The sequence below is a fragment of the Klebsiella sp. YJ genome, from assembly GCF_002108615.1.
In the GTDB taxonomy this organism is placed as follows: domain Bacteria; phylum Pseudomonadota; class Gammaproteobacteria; order Enterobacterales; family Enterobacteriaceae; genus Klebsiella; species Klebsiella planticola.
Genome location: NZ_MTEG01000032.1, coordinates 41015 through 58690 on the forward strand (window position 1 = coordinate 41015; position 17676 = coordinate 58690).

16 protein-coding genes and 1 pseudogene are annotated in these 17676 nt (G+C 55.3%); 7 read left to right on the plus strand and 10 right to left on the minus strand.

What is annotated here, in order from left to right; translation table 11 throughout:
• Positions 1-166 precede the first annotated feature (166 nt).
• From yidZ to BV390_RS32140, 9 genes are all read right to left on the minus strand, one after another.
• Complete coding sequence (yidZ, locus tag BV390_RS25810; protein ID WP_032690164.1) at positions 167-1126, minus strand: HTH-type transcriptional regulator YidZ; 960 nt, start codon at positions 1124-1126, stop codon at positions 167-169.
• The gene (locus BV390_RS25815; RefSeq protein ID WP_032698485.1) at positions 1095-2279 is read right to left on the minus strand and encodes an MFS transporter; all 1185 of its coding nucleotides are present in this window, start codon (positions 2277-2279) and stop codon (positions 1095-1097) included. The genes yidZ and BV390_RS25815 overlap by 32 nt, the downstream gene beginning before the upstream one ends.
• A gap of 118 nt (positions 2280-2397) precedes the next feature.
• The gene (locus BV390_RS25820; RefSeq protein WP_032690166.1) at positions 2398-2802 is read right to left on the minus strand and encodes a GNAT family N-acetyltransferase; all 405 of its coding nucleotides are present in this window, start codon (positions 2800-2802) and stop codon (positions 2398-2400) included.
• A gap of 181 nt (positions 2803-2983) precedes the next feature.
• Positions 2984-4348, minus strand: coding sequence for a tRNA uridine-5-carboxymethylaminomethyl(34) synthesis GTPase MnmE (mnmE, locus tag BV390_RS25825; protein ID WP_064384771.1), 1365 nt, complete (start codon positions 4346-4348; stop codon positions 2984-2986).
• A gap of 83 nt (positions 4349-4431) precedes the next feature.
• Positions 4432-6078 (minus strand): membrane protein insertase YidC, encoded by a 1647-nt coding sequence (gene yidC, locus BV390_RS25830; protein WP_032690168.1) that lies wholly within the window; start codon positions 6076-6078, stop codon positions 4432-4434.
• Positions 6079-6080: 2 nt separating this feature from the next.
• Positions 6081-6338, minus strand: coding sequence for a membrane protein insertion efficiency factor YidD (gene yidD / locus BV390_RS25835; RefSeq protein WP_015585463.1), 258 nt, complete (start codon positions 6336-6338; stop codon positions 6081-6083).
• On the minus strand, positions 6302-6661 hold the full coding sequence (gene rnpA / locus BV390_RS25840) for a ribonuclease P protein component (protein WP_085397471.1): 360 nt from the start codon (positions 6659-6661) through the stop codon (positions 6302-6304). Before rnpA ends, yidD begins: the two co-directional genes overlap by 37 nt.
• Positions 6662-6676: 15 nt before the next feature.
• Entirely contained in the window at positions 6677-6817 is a 141-nt protein-coding gene (rpmH, locus tag BV390_RS25845) for a 50S ribosomal protein L34 (RefSeq protein ID WP_004871828.1), read from the minus strand.
• 218 nt (positions 6818-7035) lie between these two features.
• Positions 7036-7116 (minus strand): hypothetical protein, encoded by an 81-nt coding sequence (locus BV390_RS32140; protein WP_418325380.1) that lies wholly within the window; start codon positions 7114-7116, stop codon positions 7036-7038.
• A gap of 322 nt (positions 7117-7438) precedes the next feature.
• On the opposite strand from BV390_RS32140, the gene dnaA reads away from it, so the two are divergent.
• From dnaA to BV390_RS25880, 7 genes and pseudogenes are all read left to right on the plus strand, one after another.
• Positions 7439-8845, plus strand: coding sequence for a chromosomal replication initiator protein DnaA (gene dnaA / locus BV390_RS25850; RefSeq protein ID WP_032690170.1), 1407 nt, complete (start codon positions 7439-7441; stop codon positions 8843-8845).
• Positions 8846-8849: 4 nt separating this feature from the next.
• Positions 8850-9950 carry a DNA polymerase III subunit beta gene (dnaN, locus tag BV390_RS25855; protein WP_004869173.1) on the plus strand — a complete coding sequence of 367 codons (1101 nt, stop codon included), beginning with the start codon at positions 8850-8852 and terminating at the stop codon, positions 9948-9950.
• 139 nt (positions 9951-10089) lie between these two features.
• Positions 10090-11163, plus strand: coding sequence for a DNA replication/repair protein RecF (gene recF / locus BV390_RS25860; RefSeq protein WP_032690172.1), 1074 nt, complete (start codon positions 10090-10092; stop codon positions 11161-11163).
• A gap of 28 nt (positions 11164-11191) precedes the next feature.
• Entirely contained in the window at positions 11192-13606 is a 2415-nt protein-coding gene (gene gyrB, locus BV390_RS25865; protein ID WP_004869170.1) for a DNA topoisomerase (ATP-hydrolyzing) subunit B, read from the plus strand.
• A 213-nt stretch (positions 13607-13819) separates the two neighbouring features.
• Positions 13820-14632 carry a sugar-phosphatase gene (yidA, locus tag BV390_RS25870; protein WP_032690173.1) on the plus strand — a complete coding sequence of 271 codons (813 nt, stop codon included), beginning with the start codon at positions 13820-13822 and terminating at the stop codon, positions 14630-14632.
• 263 nt (positions 14633-14895) lie between these two features.
• Positions 14896-16029: a BamA/TamA family outer membrane protein gene (locus tag BV390_RS25875; RefSeq protein WP_064794057.1), complete on the plus strand. Its 1134-nt coding sequence runs from the start codon at positions 14896-14898 to the stop codon at positions 16027-16029.
• 339 nt (positions 16030-16368) lie between these two features.
• Positions 16369-17571, plus strand: a pseudogene (locus tag BV390_RS25880) (DUF3748 domain-containing protein); the annotation flags it as partial.
• A 15-nt stretch (positions 17572-17586) separates the two neighbouring features.
• Here BV390_RS25880 and BV390_RS25885 read toward each other — a convergent pair.
• The coding region (locus BV390_RS25885) for an IS1 family transposase (protein ID WP_024193989.1) at positions 17587-17676 on the minus strand (90 nt) is incomplete at its 5' end.

The following is a 17676-nucleotide window of genomic DNA, read 5'->3' on the forward strand; positions in this document are numbered from 1 at the left end:
CGTTGCCATTCGTCGCTCCGTGATTAATGGTCAGAGAAAAAGTTGTGGGGATCTATTATCACCTGGTATTGATAGGTTTTAATGCGGAAATCCCCCCTTGAAAAGGGATTTGCGCGATTTTTACAATTTCTTGCGCAGTCAGGCGGGGATGGCAGGAGAAATCACGTCAGAGGGGGTCCGCATAGAGCCGCTTAAACGTTTCTCTGAGCCAGACTATCTTCGGGTTGTCGCTGTTGCGTTTGTGCCATAGCAGGGTAAAGGGCACCCGCGTTTTTTCCAGCAATAGCGGCTCCAGCGGAAGCGGCCGCGACACCAGCGGCAGATGGTGCTGCCGGTTATAGTGATGGCAATAACGTGGCGCGGTGGCCAGCATCGTGTGATTCGGCTGGGCGGCCATAAACAGCGATTGTTCAAATCCCGGCAGCGTTAACGCAACGGTACGTTTATGCCCCTGCTCGTGGAGAACGTCATCCAGCGCCCAGGTATCACTCTGTTCCCAGCTGATATTGATATGCGGATAGCGTAAAAAGGTCTCCAGATTCCACTCTTCGTCGAGTGCCGGGTGATCCGCGCGCAGCCAGACCTGAGGCAGGTCGGTAAACAGGACTTCAAAATCGATATACCACGGCAGCTGGCTGAGCTGCTCCCGTGAACGCGGATGCGTTTCACGTCCGCAAAAGCCGATATCGACCTCACCGCGAATGATCGCGTCCAGCGAGTCGTAGTCCCAGTTGCGCAGGCGAATTAGCGCCTGGGGATAGCGCTGGTAGATTTGCTGCGACAGCGAATTAAACAGGATCATCAGCAGCGGTGTTTCCGCCGCCAGTTCAAACTTCAGACCGCTCGGCATGATGTGGTGGGGTTTATCGAGGATCTGGTTGCCCATCTGCATCCAGTCCGCCAGATCCTGCTCCATGCTGGTCATCAATGGCGTCGGCGACAGACCGAGCGGCGTTTTGACGAATAGCGGATCGTCAAACCAGGTACGCAGTTTAGCTAATGATTTACTCACCGCCGACGGCGAAACGTTCATGCGTTTCGCCGTGCGGGTGACGCTGAGCTCCTGGGTCAGAAGCTGCAGACAGAGTAATAAATTAAGATCGAGACTCGACAGGGATTTCTTCATTATGTTGCGCAGCCCGAACAGAGGAAGCGGCCAGAATCAGAACAATACTCACTATGCTACAGCCAATGAGAATCCCGATCAGCATATTCATGGCACTTAACCCGATGATGGCGGCCAGCCAAATCCACAGCGAAGAGCCGCAAACCTGAGCAATGCCCAGTACCGAGCTGGCAACCCCGGCACGCAGGGTAAAGGGCCCCAGGGCCTGGCTCATAGCAACGCCAAAGCCCACTGAGAAGCCAGCGCAAATCAGCGCCAGACCCAGCATAGTTACCGTCTGGCTGGTGGCAAGGCTGAGCAAAGTCCCGGCCGTAAAGAACATGACCTGTGACGTCAGCATCAACGTCCGCGGTTTAAACAGGGTGAGCGCAAAGGGCGTTGAGAACGACACCGTCATGCTGACCAGCGCCATTAAGGCCATCGCCATCGAATATTGTCCGCGATCGAACCCCATCTCTTCCATCATCAATACCGGGGAGACGTTAACGTAGGTGAGGATCGCCGTTACGCTGAGGGTCGTAATGACGATACGGCTGAGGAAAAAGCGGTTCAGCAGGGATTCCGTGGCATTTTTCTGCCCGGCGAGAGTATGCGAAGGGGCTGCCGGCCGCGTTTCCCGCAGCATAAAGACCGAGAGCAGGCCGACCATCACTCCCATGCCGGTCATGGTGTAGAACAGGCTCTGCCACGGGTATTTCAGCATAATCAGGTGACCCAGAACGGGAGCCAGGACCGGGATAATGCAGGTGATGCCATTTAACAGCGACAGCACCCTGGCGCGACGACGATCGTCGAGCGTATCGCGCAGCACGGCGAAAGCGACGACATAACAGCTCCCCGCCCCGATGCCCTGGATAAAACGCCCGACGAGGAAGAGATCGCTGGTCTGCGCGTGCGCACAGAGCAGCGAAGCCAGAATAAATGTCGTCGAACCGAAAATGGCGACCGGTTTACGCCCGGATTTATCGGCTGCTCTGCCGGCAAACAGCATCGCGGCGGCCATGCCCGCAAGGTAAACCGAGAACGCAATATGCAGCTGTGCTTCGCTGGCGCCGAGGTCCTGCGCAATACGCGGCAAACCCACCAGATACATATCGATGCCGGATGGATAGAGTAAAACCAGCGCAAAACTGCAGATAAGAAAGCGTGCCATAAGACCCCCGCGAGAATAGAGGCGTACAGAGTAATGGCTATTGCGCGGCAGTACGAGTTGCCATTTGGACAACAATGATTTCCTGAGAGGAAAAACCCTCGTTGCGTTCTGCGATAAACTACCAGACTCTGGCCATTCCTTCGCTGGCCGGGCGCACCGGGGTAAACCCAAACTTCGCGTACAGCCCGGGGACGTCGGCGACCAGCGTGACATAGGCGCCCTGGCAGGCGTTAGCGTCCAGCCAGCTGACGATCTTTTCCATGATGACTCTTCCCAGCCCTTTCCCCTGGTGCGCCGGATCGACCGCCACATCGACGATGTCGAAATTCACCGCGCCATCACCGACGATGCGCCCCATGCCCACGGGAACGCCTTGCCAGAGGATATGCACGCCATAGCAGCTGCGCGGCAACCCGGCCTTCACGCCCTCCAGCGGGCGCGGGGACATGCCGGCAATAAGGCGTAAACGGCAAAAATCCTCTGCCGACGGGACGGTCTCGATAACGGTGTAATCAGAAGTCATGACGTTATCCTGCTGTGGGAGGGTCATGACATTTAATGATGCCACGTTACAGGAAGCAACCTTGCGTCGGTGGGATCGTGAGGTTAAAGGGAAAACCCCCTGCCAGAGAAATAAAAAAACCTGCATAAACATTATGTTGATGCAGGTTAGTTCATGCTCACCAATGCGCAGTGATGCCGCGTTATTTCCCGATACAGAAGCTGGAGAAAATGCGCCCCAGCAGGTCATCAGAGGTAAACTCGCCGGTGATTTCGCTCAGCGCCTGCTGCGCGAGCCGCAGCTCTTCCGCCAGCAGCTCTCCGGCCCAGGCGCCAAGCAGCTGCGCTTTGCCCTGCTGTAGATGGCTGGCGGCTTCTGACAGCGCCTGCAGGTGGCGACGACGGGCGAGGAAACCGCCTTCCATATTGGTATCGAAGCCCATGCTCTGCTTGAGATGGTTGCGCAGGACATCTATGCCCTCTCCGGTTCGCGCCGACAGCCGAATCAGCGAGTGGCCATTCACTTCACTGATACCCAGCGTTTCGCCGGTGATATCGGCTTTATTTCGGACTACGGTAATCGGCAGTTTCGCCGGTAAACGCTCGATAAAGTCTGGCCAGATCTCCGCCGGGTCGACGGCGCGGGTGGTCGTACCGTCCACCATGAACAGTACCCGATCGGCCTGCTCGATTTCCTGCCAGGCACGTTCAATACCAATGCGTTCAACCTCATCATTGGCATCGCGGAGTCCTGCGGTATCAATGATATGCAGCGGCATGCCGTCGATATGGATATGCTCGCGCAGCACATCGCGGGTGGTTCCGGCAATATCGGTCACGATCGCCGCTTCGCGTCCGGCCAGCGCGTTCAGCAGGCTCGACTTCCCGGCGTTCGGGCGGCCGGCTATCACCACTTTCATCCCTTCTCGCAGCAGGCTGCCCTGGCGGGCCTCGGCGCGAACGGCATCAAGATCGGCAATCACGCCGTTGAGCTGGGCTTCAATTTTACCGTCGGAGAGGAAATCTATCTCTTCATCCGGGAAGTCGATAGCGGCTTCAACATAGATACGCAGATGGGTCAGCGCTTCCACCAGATGATTCACCCGGGCAGAGAAGGCGCCCTGCAGCGAGTTGAGCGCCGAGCGTGCTGCCTGCTCGGAGCTGGCGTCAATCAGGTCAGCAATCGCTTCAGCCTGGGCAAGATCGAGCTTATCGTTAAGAAATGCGCGTTCAGAGAACTCCCCGGGCCTGGCGATACGCACGCCGGGCAGCGTCAGGATTCGTTTCAGTAGCAGATCCAGAATCACCGGGCCGCCGTGGCCCTGGAGTTCCAGGACATCTTCACCGGTAAAGGAGTTCGGGCCGGGGAACCATAGCGCAATACCCTGATCCAGCGGCGTGCCGTCGGTATCTTTAAAGGGCAGATAATCGGCGTAGCGCGGTTTTGGCAGCTTGCCGAGAACCGCTTGCGCGACGTCGCGCGCTTTGAGGCCGGAGATGCGCAGGATGCCCACACCACCGCGTCCCGGTGGGGTTGCCTGGGCGACGATAGTGTCGTTATGGCTCATGATGACTCTCTATGTAAATGTAAAAAAGGCGGTCTATTGACCGCCTTCTCTGGCATTGATTCTACTGCGGCTTAAGCAGAGTATCAGCTCTTTTTCTTCTCGCGGCTATGCAGACCACGCTTCTCGAGACCACGGTAAATCAGCTGCTGCTGAATAATGGTCACCAGGTTGCTGACGATATAGTAAACCACCAGACCTGACGGGAACCACAGGAAGAACACCGTAAAGATGACCGGCATAAAGGTCATGATCTTCTGCTGCATCGGGTCGGTCACGGTGGTCGGAGACATCTTCTGAATGAAGAACATCGTCGCGCCCATGATGATCGGCAGGATGTAGTACGGGTCTTGCGCTGACAGGTCGTGGATCCACAGGATAAACGGCGCATGACGCAGTTCAACCGAGGCGCTCAGCATGTAGTACAGCGCAAGGAAGATTGGCATCTGAATAATCAGCGGGAAGCAGCCACCCAGCGGGTTGACCTTTTCTGCTTTATACAGGGCCATCATTTCCTGGCTTTGGCGCTGTTTGTCATCGCCCAGACGCTCACGCATTGCCTGAATCTTCGGCTGCAGCATGCGCATCTTCGCCATGGAGGTGTACTGCGCTTTGGTCAGCGGGTACATGATGCCACGAACGATAAAGGTGATAACGATAATCGAGAAGCCCCAGTTACCGAGGAAGCTGTGGATGAATTTCAGCAGCTTAAACAGCGGTTGGGAGATGAACCACAGCCAGCCGTAGTCGACGGTCAGATCCAGGTGCGGCGCGACGGCAGCCATTTTGTCCTGAATGGCCGGACCGACCCACAGAATGCTTTCCAGCTTGTCGGTTTGACCCGGCTGTACCAGTACCGGCTGCGATTTATAGCCGATTGCGACAACACCGTTGCCGAGGTTGGCGGTGTAGAAGCTGTTGGTACCAGCGTTATGCGGAACCCATGCGGTGGTGAAGTACTGCTGCAGCATCGCCACCCAACCGTCTTTGGTGCTGACGTTCAGGTTTTCGTTATCGACGATGGTATCGAATTTATATTTTTCGTATTTCGATTCCGACGTTGAGTACGCGGCACCACGGAAGGTGTGCATCGTAGACAGGCCACCGGTTTGGGTATCGCGGCTGGTTGGCAGGTTGGCAGTCTGTTTCAACTGACCGAAGGTAGAAATCTCCAGCGGTTTTTCACCAACGTTCTGCACGTTATAACCCACGTTCACCGCATAATCACCGCGTTTCAGCGTGAAGGTTTTGGTGAAGACGTTGCCTGCTTTATCGGTATACGTCAGCGGAATGACGATTTCGTTCTGGCCTTCCGCCAGCACAAACGCATCTTTATCGACGTTATACAGCGGGCGGGCTCCATTAGCCGGGTTATCCGGGCCATCACGACCGGTTAAGCCGCTTTGAGCCTGATAGATAAACTGTGGCGTGGTTTCCAGTAACTGGAACGGTTCAGTCGACTTCAGTGCTTTCGGATAAGCCGGAAGCAGCGCTTGCTCCACATCACCACCGCGGGTGTTGATGGTCAGCTCAAGCACATCGGTTTTTACCGTAATCAGTTTCCCCTGGCCACTGGCCGGTACGCCCTGGTCGGCGGCGCTACCCGCTGCTGTGGTCGTTGTCTGCGTGGTCTGTTGCTGAGCCTGAGGATTGTTATCCTGCTCCCAGGCTTGCCAGATCATGAAAGACACGAACAACAAAGCGATGATAAGAAGATTGCGTTGCGAATCCATCGTTAGTGTTCTCTGGTATCAAATGGTCCAGGCGGGACGGGATCGTCACCACCAGGGTGTAAAGGGTGGCATTTTAATACGCGTTTCACTGTCAACCAACTGCCTTTTATCACTCCAAACCTGCGCAATGCCTCAATTCCGTAGCTTGAACAGGTTGGCGTGAAACGACAATGCGGCCCGAGTAGCGGACTAATCAGGCGCTGATAGACCCGAATAAGGCCTATCAGGACCCGGGAGCCAGGCGACAATGGCGGCGCCATAATTTTTCCAACGCTTCCGAGAGAGCACGGTTATCGAGGTCAACAACCCCTTTCTTTGCCACCACCACGAAATCCATTGGCGGGAGTTCATGTTGACGCAAACGAAAACTTTCACGCGTCAGACGTTTAATCCGATTGCGTTCATGTGCGCGTTTGACGTTTTTCTTGGCGACGGTAAGACCGATGCGGGGATGCCCCAGCGAATTCAGGCGGCCGAGGATGGTGATTTGCGGCGTGCCAGCCCGTTGTGGCTGCTGGAAGACGAAAGTGAAATGACTGGGAGTTAACAAACGTAACTCCCTGGGAAATGCGAGCTTAACCACGCAGGGTTAGCTTTATTACTTGGAAACGGTCAGACGAGCACGGCTTTTAGCACGACGACGTGCCAGAACCTGACGACCATTTTTAGTAGCCATACGTGCACGGAAGCCGTGAGAACGGTTGCGCTTCAGTACAGACGGTTGAAAAGTGCGTTTCATGGCGGTTTCTACCTAAACTTGAATAATTTCACTGACTTTTGCGTATACCCGAACGAACTTCGAACGACTTACGCGGCAGCGATGGTGATTAAAGAGGCCGGATTGTAATAATTGTACACTCCGGAGTCAATTCTCTTTCCTTATTTCTCGCACCTTGTCGCACAAAAAATGACCTGCGACAGGCAACGGAAAACGGGCATTACGCGCCGGGTGGAGGATTATACGGCCTGACGGGTAAAGCGCAAGGATCGTAAAGGATCTTTGTTAGATCGTTTAGGCCCTAAACCAGCATAGCTCATTAAATTTTCCAATATGTGGGCGAAATCGTGCCTCACTCCTCTCCGGATCGATTACACTTACCCGGCTTTGATCCTTCCTGTGGATAAATCGGGAAGAATCTGTTGAGAAACACAAGATATCTTTCTCAGTTTAGGCTATGATCCCCGGTCCTGATCGCGATCCACCGATCCGCATCGGATAAATACCGCAGATAGCGGTTCGCGCGTCACCCCTTTTGTGCAGGGGCTTTTCGGCCAATGCTGGGTCTTGTCGACGTGTGCCAACAATCACGATTGTTTCTTTTTTTCTTTATATCGATTTTATGTTCGAGTGGAGTCCGCCGTGTCACTTTCGCTTTGGCAGCAGTGTCTTGCCCGATTGCAGGATGAGTTACCAGCCACAGAATTCAGTATGTGGATACGCCCGTTGCAGGCGGAATTGAGCGATAACACGTTGGCACTGTATGCGCCAAACCGTTTTGTGCTCGATTGGGTAAGGGATAAATACCTCAATAATATCAATGGACTCCTCAATGATTTTTGCGGTGCTGATGCCCCACAACTGCGATTTGAAGTCGGGACTCGCCCGGCGGTGCAGGCGCAGCGCGGCGCGGTAAATACGCATGTTGCCACCGCCGTACCGGCAGCGCAGGTTCAGACGGCGCGCGTCGCGCCAACGATCGTGCGTCCCGGCTGGGATAACGTCCCGGCACCGGCGGAGCCTACCTACCGCTCTAACGTTAACGTTAAGCACACCTTCGACAATTTTGTGGAAGGTAAATCTAACCAGCTGGCTCGTGCGGCGGCGCGTCAGGTCGCCGATAACCCGGGTGGCGCATATAACCCTTTATTCCTTTATGGCGGTACCGGTCTGGGTAAAACCCACCTGTTGCACGCGGTCGGTAACGGCATTGTTGCGCGCAAACCCAACGCCAAAGTGGTCTATATGCACTCGGAGCGTTTTGTTCAGGACATGGTTAAAGCGTTACAGAACAACGCCATTGAAGAGTTTAAACGCTACTACCGCTCCGTCGACGCCCTGTTGATCGATGATATTCAGTTCTTTGCCAATAAAGAGCGCTCTCAGGAAGAGTTTTTCCACACCTTTAATGCTCTGCTGGAGGGTAATCAGCAGATCATTCTCACTTCGGATCGCTATCCGAAAGAGATCAATGGTGTTGAGGATCGTCTGAAATCCCGCTTTGGCTGGGGGCTGACGGTAGCGATCGAGCCGCCTGAGCTGGAAACCCGCGTGGCGATCCTGATGAAAAAAGCCGACGAAAACGACATTCGTCTGCCGGGAGAAGTGGCCTTCTTTATTGCCAAGCGTCTACGCTCTAACGTACGTGAGCTGGAAGGGGCGCTGAACCGCGTTATCGCCAATGCCAACTTTACCGGCCGGGCGATCACCATCGATTTCGTGCGTGAAGCGCTGCGCGATCTGCTGGCGCTGCAGGAAAAACTGGTCACCATCGACAATATTCAGAAGACGGTGGCGGAATATTACAAGATTAAGGTAGCGGACCTGTTGTCGAAACGCCGCTCCCGTTCGGTGGCGCGTCCACGCCAGATGGCGATGGCGCTGGCGAAAGAACTGACCAACCACAGTTTGCCGGAAATCGGCGATGCGTTTGGCGGTCGCGACCATACCACCGTGCTACACGCCTGCCGTAAGATTGAGCAGCTGCGTGAAGAAAGCCACGATATCAAAGAAGACTTTTCCAATTTAATCAGAACATTATCCTCGTGACGCTATGAAATTTACCGTAGAACGTGAACATTTATTAAAACCGCTGCAACAGGTGAGCGGTCCCTTAGGGGGTCGTCCGACGCTGCCAATTCTCGGTAACCTGCTGCTTCAGGTCTCGGATGGCGCGCTGTCGCTGACCGGTACGGACCTCGAAATGGAAATGGTGGCGCGCGTTGCGCTGATTCAACCGCATGAGGCGGGTGCAACGACCGTTCCGGCGCGAAAATTCTTTGATATCTGCCGCGGCCTGCCCGAAGGCGCGGAGATTGCCGTTCAGCTGGAAGGCGATCGGATGCTGGTGCGTTCCGGACGCAGCCGTTTTTCGCTGTCGACCCTGCCCGCTGCCGATTTCCCGAATCTTGATGACTGGCAGAGTGAAGTCGAATTTACCCTGCCGCAGGCGACGATGAAGCGCCTGATTGAAGCCACGCAGTTTTCGATGGCGCATCAGGATGTGCGTTATTACTTAAACGGCATGCTGTTTGAAACCGAAGGTGACGAACTGCGTACCGTTGCCACCGACGGACACCGTCTGGCGGTCTGTTCAATGCCGCTGGGTGAATCGTTGCCGAACCATTCGGTGATCGTGCCGCGTAAAGGGGTGATTGAGCTGATGCGCATGCTTGATGGCGGCGATACGCCGCTGCGCGTGCAGATTGGCAGCAACAATATTCGCGCCCACGTCGGTGATTTTATCTTCACATCGAAGCTGGTTGACGGTCGTTTCCCTGATTATCGCCGGGTATTGCCGAAGAATCCCGATAAACATCTGGATGCCGGCTGCGATATTCTTAAGCAGGCCTTTGCCCGTGCCGCGATTCTGTCGAACGAAAAATTCCGCGGCGTGCGTCTCTATGTCAGCGAAAATCAGCTGAAAATCACCGCCAATAACCCGGAACAGGAAGAAGCGGAAGAGATTCTCGACGTTTCCTACTCCGGCAGCGAGATGGAAATCGGCTTTAACGTCAGCTATGTGCTGGATGTGCTTAATGCGCTGAAGTGCGAAAATGTGCGTATTTTGCTGACCGACTCGGTATCGAGCGTGCAGATTGAGGATGCGGCATCACAATCCGCAGCTTACGTTGTCATGCCTATGCGCTTGTAAAGAATATCGGGCTATCTGACTTGTTATTCTGGCTCCGGGCAGTGCTCGCAATCCTCACGTACTTTAGTACGCTCCGGTTGCTGCGCGCTGGCCGTAACCAGACTAACTGCGACGATAATGCCCTGGTTATGAGCTGACTATGTCGCTATCCCGACTCCTGATCAAAGATTTCCGCAACATTGAAAATGCGGATCTCGCCTTATCTCCCGGCTTTAACTTTCTGGTTGGCGCCAACGGCAGCGGCAAAACCAGTGTGCTCGAGGCCATCTATACGCTCGGCCACGGTCGGGCGTTTCGCAGCTTGCAAATTGGCCGGGTGATTCGCCATGAGCAGGAGTCGTTCGTGCTGCACGGACGCCTGCAGGGCGAAGAGCGTGAAATCTCCATTGGCCTGACTAAAGATAAACAGGGCGACAGCAAGGTTCGTATTGACGGTAGCGACGGCCACAAAGTGGCGGAACTGGCGCACCTGATGCCGATGCAGCTGATTACGCCGGAGGGGTTTACATTACTCAACGGCGGCCCCAAATACAGAAGAGCGTTCCTTGACTGGGGATGCTTTCACAACGAAGCCGGATTCTTTACCGCCTGGAGCAATCTGAAGCGCTTGTTGAAGCAGCGTAATGCCGCGCTGCGCCAGGTCAGCCGCTATGCGCAGATACGTCCCTGGGATCTGGAACTGATTCCGCTGGCGGAACAAATCAGCCGCTGGCGTGCCGAATATAGCGCCGCGATCGTCGAAGACATGGCGGATACCTGTAAACAGTTTTTACCTGAATTCTCTCTGACCTTCTCATTCCAGCGCGGCTGGGAGAAAGAAACGGATTATTCCGAAGTGCTGGAGAGAAACTTCGAGCGTGACCGCATGCTGACCTACACCGCCCACGGCCCGCACAAAGCGGATTTCCGCATTCGTGCCGATGGTGCGCCGGTCGAAGATACTTTGTCACGTGGGCAGCTTAAACTCCTGATGTGCGCGCTACGACTGGCGCAGGGCGAGTTTTTAACCCGCGAAAGCGGGAGACGCTGTCTGTATCTGATAGATGATTTTGCCTCGGAACTTGATGACGCGCGGCGCGGACTGCTTGCCAGCCGCTTAAAAGCCACGCAGTCGCAGGTTTTCGTCAGCGCGATCGGCGCTGAACACGTAATGGACATGTCGGACAAAAATTCGAAGATGTTCACCGTGGAAAAGGGTAAAATAACGGATTAACCTAAGTTTAAATGAGCGAGAAACGTTGATGTCGAATTCTTATGACTCCTCCAGTATCAAAGTCCTGAAAGGGCTGGATGCGGTGCGTAAGCGCCCGGGTATGTATATCGGCGACACGGATGACGGCACCGGTCTGCACCACATGGTATTCGAGGTTGTGGATAACGCTATCGACGAAGCGCTCGCAGGTTACTGTAAAGACATCGTTGTCACTATCCATAGCGATAACTCTGTCTCCGTACAGGACGATGGCCGTGGTATTCCGACCGGTATTCACCCGGAAGAGGGGGTGTCGGCAGCTGAAGTCATCATGACCGTACTGCACGCAGGCGGTAAATTTGATGATAACTCCTATAAAGTCTCCGGTGGTCTGCACGGCGTGGGCGTCTCTGTAGTTAACGCCCTGTCACAGAAACTGGAGCTGGTGATTCAGCGCGACAACAAGATTCACCGCCAGATCTACGCCCACGGCGTACCGCAGGCACCGCTGGCCGTAACCGGTGATACCGAAAAAACCGGTACCATGGTGCGTTTCTGGCCGAGCTATGAAACCTTCACCAACGTCATCGAATTCGAATACGAAATCCTGGCAAAACGCCTGCGTGAGCTGTCATTCCTGAACTCAGGGGTGTCTATCCGCCTGCGCGACAAGCGTGACGGCAAAGAAGACCATTTCCACTACGAAGGCGGCATCAAGGCGTTCGTTGAGTATCTCAACAAGAACAAAACGCCGATCCATCCGAATATCTTCTATTTCTCCACCGAAAAAGACGGTATTGGCGTTGAAGTCGCGCTGCAGTGGAACGACGGTTTCCAGGAGAACATCTACTGCTTTACCAACAACATTCCACAGCGCGACGGCGGTACGCACCTGGCGGGCTTCCGTGCGGCGATGACCCGTACCCTGAACGCCTACATGGATAAAGAAGGCTACAGCAAAAAAGCGAAGGTCAGTGCCACCGGCGACGATGCGCGTGAAGGCCTGATTGCCGTGGTTTCCGTGAAGGTTCCGGATCCGAAGTTCTCCTCGCAGACCAAAGACAAACTGGTTTCCTCCGAGGTGAAAACGGCGGTAGAGCAGCAGATGAACGAACTGCTGAATGAATATCTGCTGGAAAACCCGTCTGACGCCAAAATTGTGGTCGGCAAAATTATTGATGCGGCCCGCGCGCGTGAAGCCGCGCGTCGTGCACGTGAAATGACCCGCCGTAAAGGCGCGCTGGACCTGGCAGGCCTGCCGGGTAAACTGGCAGATTGCCAGGAACGCGACCCGGCGCTCTCCGAACTGTACCTCGTGGAAGGGGACTCAGCGGGCGGTTCTGCGAAGCAGGGTCGTAACCGTAAGAACCAGGCAATCCTGCCGCTGAAGGGTAAAATCCTCAACGTCGAGAAAGCCCGCTTCGATAAAATGCTCTCTTCTCAGGAAGTGGCGACGCTGATTACCGCGCTGGGCTGCGGCATCGGTCGCGATGAGTACAACCCGGATAAACTGCGTTATCACAGCATCATCATCATGACCGATGCGGACGTCGACGGCTCGCACATTCGTACTCTGCTGTTGACCTTCTTCTACCGTCAGATGCCTGAAATTGTTGAACGTGGCCATGTCTACATTGCCCAGCCGCCGCTGTACAAAGTGAAGAAAGGCAAACAGGAACAGTACATCAAAGACGATGAAGCGATGGATCAATACCAGATCTCTATCGCCCTTGATGGCGCAACCCTGCACACCAATGCCAGCGCCCCGGCCCTGGCGGGTGAACCATTAGAGAAACTGGTTGCCGAGTTCAATGCGACGCAGAAAATGATTGTTCGCATGGAGCGCCGCTTCCCGAAAGCGCTGCTGAAAGAGCTGATTTATCAGCCGACGTTGAACGAAGCCGATCTGTCCGATGAGCAGACCGTAACCCGTTGGGTGAATTCGCTGGTGACCGATCTGAATGAGAAAGAGCAGCACGGCAGCCTGTGGAAATTCGATGTTCACGAAAATGCCGAGCTGCATCTGTTCGAACCGGTTATCCGCGTGCGTACCCACGGCGTGGACACCGACTATCCGCTGGATCACGAGTTTATCACCGGCGGTGAGTATCGTCGTATTTGCACGCTGGGCGAGAAACTGCGTGGGCTTATCGAAGACGACGCGTTTATCGAACGTGGCGAACGCCGTCAACCGGTAGCCAGCTTCGAGCAGGCGCTGGACTGGCTGGTGAAAGAGTCCCGTCGTGGTCTGTCTATCCAGCGCTATAAAGGGCTGGGCGAGATGAACCCGGATCAGCTGTGGGAAACCACGATGGATCCGGATAGCCGTCGTATGCTGCGCGTAACCGTGAAGGATGCGATTGCTGCCGATCAGCTGTTCACCACCCTGATGGGCGATGCCGTAGAACCGCGCCGCGCCTTTATCGAAGAAAATGCCCTGAAAGCGGCGAACATCGATATCTAAGCTCATCTTCTGGTCCCCGGTGGCGCGATGCCGGCCGGGGTTGCGGAATATGTTGCCCGGACAGGGTGCCTCGCGCCACTATCCGGGCGTTCCTCCGGCCTAAAAGAGGAATTCCTCGTTTCGATCCTATCCTCGTTTTCCCCTTCTTCTGTTGCTGTTTTTTGAGCGGAATCGCGTTAGCATGGCCCAGGACTCATCTTACCTGGGGATCTCATGGCTATTAAACTGATTGCAATTGATATGGACGGTACGCTGCTGCTGCCTGACCATACCATCTCTCCTGCTGTTAAAACCGCGATTGCCGCGGCGCGCGCGCGTGGCGTCAACGTTGTGCTCACCACCGGCCGTCCGTATGCCGGTGTGCATAGCTATCTGAAAGAGCTGCACATGGAGCAGCCGGGAGACTACTGCATCACCTACAACGGCGCATTAGTACAGAAGGCAAGCGACGGCAGTACCGTGGCGCAAACAGCGCTGAGCTATGATGACTACCGCTATCTTGAACAGCTTTCCCGCGATGTTGGCTCTCACTTCCATGCTCTCGATCGCAATACGCTATACACCGCGAACCGCGATGTGAGCTACTACACGGTGCATGAATCCTACGTGGCGACGATTCCACTGGTCTTCTGCGAAGCAGAAAATATGGACCCGAATATCCAGCTGCTGAAGGTGATGATGATCGATGAGCCGGCAATCCTTGACCAGGCTATCGCCCGCATCCCGGCGGAAGTCAAAGAGAAGTATACCGTGCTGAAAAGCGCGCCGTACTTCCTCGAAATCCTCGATAAGCGCGTCAATAAAGGAACCGGCGTGAAGTCTCTGGCCGATGCGCTGAATATCAAGCAGGAAGAGATCATGGCGATTGGCGATCAGGAAAACGACATTGCGATGATTGAGTTTGCCGGCGTCGGCGTGGCGATGGATAACGCGATTCCGAGCGTGAAGGAAGCCGCCAACTTCATCACCAAATCGAACCTTGAAGATGGTGTAGCCTGGGCGATTGAGAAGTACGTTTTATCCTGACCCGATCTTCAGGCCCGGCGTTTTCGGGCCTGATTCTGCCTTGATGATGCATTAAATTAACCGCTTAGGACATTTTTGCCTCACCGCACGCCTGTCCGCACAGAAGTCTCCCCTTCATTGCTGCAAATTCGATAAGCTTTCCTTCTTATATCGATGAACCCGTACCGCCCTCGAAAAAGCCACGCCGGATGCCAACTATAATCAAACCCGACGCGATTTCGTATTGCCGGCCGTCATCACCTTTATCTCGGAGAGAAACGTTTTTGAGCACGCTGCGTAGCGTCATTCTGTGTTGTACCGCATGCTCTTTTATCGGGCAGGCGCAGGCGTTGAGCCAGGAACATATTGATGACTGGCTGAAAAACCTGGGGGCCAGCGACCAGTTTGATGCTTCGAAAGGGATCGACTGGGGCGTGATGCCCGGGCCGTTCTACACGCCGGAGCTAGGTCTGGGAATCGGCACCGCAATGGTTGGCATGTATCGCCCCGATCCCGCCGATACCGTCAGTCAAAATTCGACGTTAACGCTCAGCGGCTACGCCAGTTCCACCGGCGCATTTGGTATTAGCGTAAAAAACTACGCCTTTTTTGCCGACGATCTCTGGCGCATCTTTGTCGAAGGTTCGCTGGCCAATACGCCAACGTATTACTGGGGACAAGGTTTCACTGCCGCCGATAACGACGGTGGCAAAGAGAAATATACCGCGCAGGTACTGACGCTGCGGCCCACCGTATATCGACAGCTGGTGGACAATATGTATCTTGGCGTGGGCTGGTCACTGGCCGCCCAGAATGCCGATGAGACGGACCGCGACGATTTGCCCAAAATTGAAAGCACTCCTCAGGGGCCCTCGGTATTCAGTTCTGGCTTCAGCATCGATGTGAACTGGGACGATCGGGATTTTGTTCCGAACCCTCGCCAGGGCCAGTATGCGGACCTCCGCTATACCCACTATGCTCCGGGGCTGGGGAGCGATACCCGATTTGATGAATGGCATCTTCACTACAGCCGCTACACCGCGCTCAGCGACAAAAGCGTCCTGGCGTGGGAGAGCGACGGAGTATTTACCCACGGCGATGTACCGTGGAGCATGCTGCCGCTTCTCGGCAGCGATGAACGCATGCGCGGCTATTATCAGGGGCGCTATCGCGATAAAAATGTGCTGAGCACCCAGCTGGAGTATCGTCGCCAGCTTACCTGGCGCCATGGCATTGTTGCCTGGGTTGGCGCAGGGACGATGGGACCTTCCGTTGATTCTCTGAATGACGGCCGTTGGCTACCGACGGCGGGCGTTGGCTATCGCTTTGAATTTAAACCGCGGGTGAATATTCGCCTCGACTATGGTATCGGCAAAGGCAGCAGCGGCTTTTACTTCCAGGTCGGTGAAGCCTTCTGATGTCGGGTTCTGTCCTTGTGAATCCACCTGCAGAAGTACCGTGGTGTCGCGGTTTACTCTCGTGGTTTACATCGCCATAGTCGACGTCGGTCGCTGCATTCGGGCTGGAACATCCGCTCATATTCAGGCGCGATTCGACACCACTAAAGCGGGAATAAGCAACGTTTTCCTGCGCTTGCCTGGTTTGTGCGCGTTATCCCGGCCCGGTTCTGGTCTGTAGCGCTGCAATCGCGTTGCCGGGGCCACTCCTGTATCCTGCCGACGGGCGATGTTAAACGTGTAGGTTAATTCTGTCCGATGCTATACCCTGATGTGAACGTTGTGCATCAGGGTATCTCTATGAAACAAGTCACCTTTGCTCCCCGCCATCATCAGCTAACCAACACGCGCACCTGGACTGCGGACAGCCAGTGGCTGGCCTTTGACGTTCGTCCGTCGGGAGCCTCCTTTACCGGAAAGACGATTGAACGGGTTAATGTGCAAACCGGGGCCGTAGAGATCCTCTATGGTGCGGAACACGGGGCGCATGTTGGTGTGGTGACCGTTCATCCTGCGATGGATAAATACGTCTTTATACATGGTCCGGAACACCCGGATGAAAACTGGCAGTATGATTTCCACCATCGCCGCGGCGTGGTGACGTATCAGGGCGCGACGCACAACCTTGAGGCGATGGATATCACCGCACCGTATACGCCGGGCGCGCTGCGCGGCGGCAGCCATGTCCATGTCTATAGTCCAAACGGGCAGTTCGTCAGCTTTACTTATAACGATCATGTCCTGCACCAACGTTCGGCCTCCCTTGACCTGCGAAACGTCGGCGTCGCGACCCCTTATGGCCCGGTCTCACCGCACGGGCAGCATCCGCGTGAATATGGCGGCAGCCACTGGAGCGTGCTGGTCAGCCGGACAACGCCGACGCCGGTGCCGGGCAGCGATGAGATTAACCGCGCCTATGAAGAAGGCTGGGTGGGGAACCATGCGCTGGCATTTATCGGCGATACGCTGTCGACCAATGGCGCCAGAATCCCTGAGCTGTTTATTGTGACGCTCCCGGAGAGCGAGCGGGGCTGGAAGCAACCGGGCGATACGCCGCTGGCCGGTACGGAGACCACCATGCCTGCACCGCCGGCCGGAGTGATGCAGCGACGTTTAACGTTTACTCACCATCGACGCTATCCGGGGCTGGTCAATACGCCGCGGCACTGGGTGCGGGCCAACCCGCAGGCAACGCAGATTGCCTTCCTGATGCGCGACGAGGCGGGAGTGGTGCAACTCTGGCTGATCTCCCCCCAGGGGCGCGATCTGCGGCAGTTAACCCACAATGTTAATGATATTCAATCGGCTTTTAACTGGCACCCGTCAGGGGAGTGGCTGGGATTTGTGCTGGATAACCGCATGGCTATCTGTCATGCCCGGAGCGGTGAAATTACATTTTTGACTGCCGATCATGAAAACCCACCTTCAGCGGATGCTGTGGTGTTTTCACCGGACGGGAAACACCTTGCCTGGATGCAAGATGTGAATGGCTATCGCCAGCTGGGTAATGACTCCAACTTATTGATAGTGTTTTATGTTCAGATAATGCCCGATGACTTTGTCATGCAGCTCCACCGATTTTGAGAACGACAGCGACTTCCGTCCCAG

Excerpts from the sequence above, each read along its gene's own strand:
- mnmE (WP_064384771.1), bottom strand. The coding sequence starts at position 4,348 with ATGAGCCATAACGACACTATCGTCGCCCAGGCAACCCCACCGGGACGC.
- yidA (WP_032690173.1), top strand. The coding sequence starts at position 13,820 with ATGGCTATTAAACTGATTGCAATTGATATGGACGGTACGCTGCTGCTG.
- yidD (WP_015585463.1), bottom strand. The coding sequence starts at position 6,338 with ATGGCGCCGCCATTGTCGCCTGGCTCCCGGGTCCTGATAGGCCTTATT.
- yidC (WP_032690168.1), bottom strand. The coding sequence starts at position 6,078 with ATGGATTCGCAACGCAATCTTCTTATCATCGCTTTGTTGTTCGTGTCT.
- recF (WP_032690172.1), top strand. The coding sequence starts at position 10,090 with ATGTCGCTATCCCGACTCCTGATCAAAGATTTCCGCAACATTGAAAAT.
- yidZ (WP_032690164.1), bottom strand. The coding sequence starts at position 1,126 with ATGAAGAAATCCCTGTCGAGTCTCGATCTTAATTTATTACTCTGTCTG.
- gyrB (WP_004869170.1), top strand. The coding sequence starts at position 11,192 with ATGTCGAATTCTTATGACTCCTCCAGTATCAAAGTCCTGAAAGGGCTG.
- BV390_RS32140 (WP_418325380.1), bottom strand. The coding sequence starts at position 7,116 with ATGAGCTATGCTGGTTTAGGGCCTAAACGATCTAACAAAGATCCTTTA.
- BV390_RS25820 (WP_032690166.1), bottom strand. The coding sequence starts at position 2,802 with ATGACTTCTGATTACACCGTTATCGAGACCGTCCCGTCGGCAGAGGAT.
- BV390_RS25815 (WP_032698485.1), bottom strand. The coding sequence starts at position 2,279 with ATGGCACGCTTTCTTATCTGCAGTTTTGCGCTGGTTTTACTCTATCCA.
- rpmH (WP_004871828.1), bottom strand. The coding sequence starts at position 6,817 with ATGAAACGCACTTTTCAACCGTCTGTACTGAAGCGCAACCGTTCTCAC.
- dnaN (WP_004869173.1), top strand. The coding sequence starts at position 8,850 with ATGAAATTTACCGTAGAACGTGAACATTTATTAAAACCGCTGCAACAG.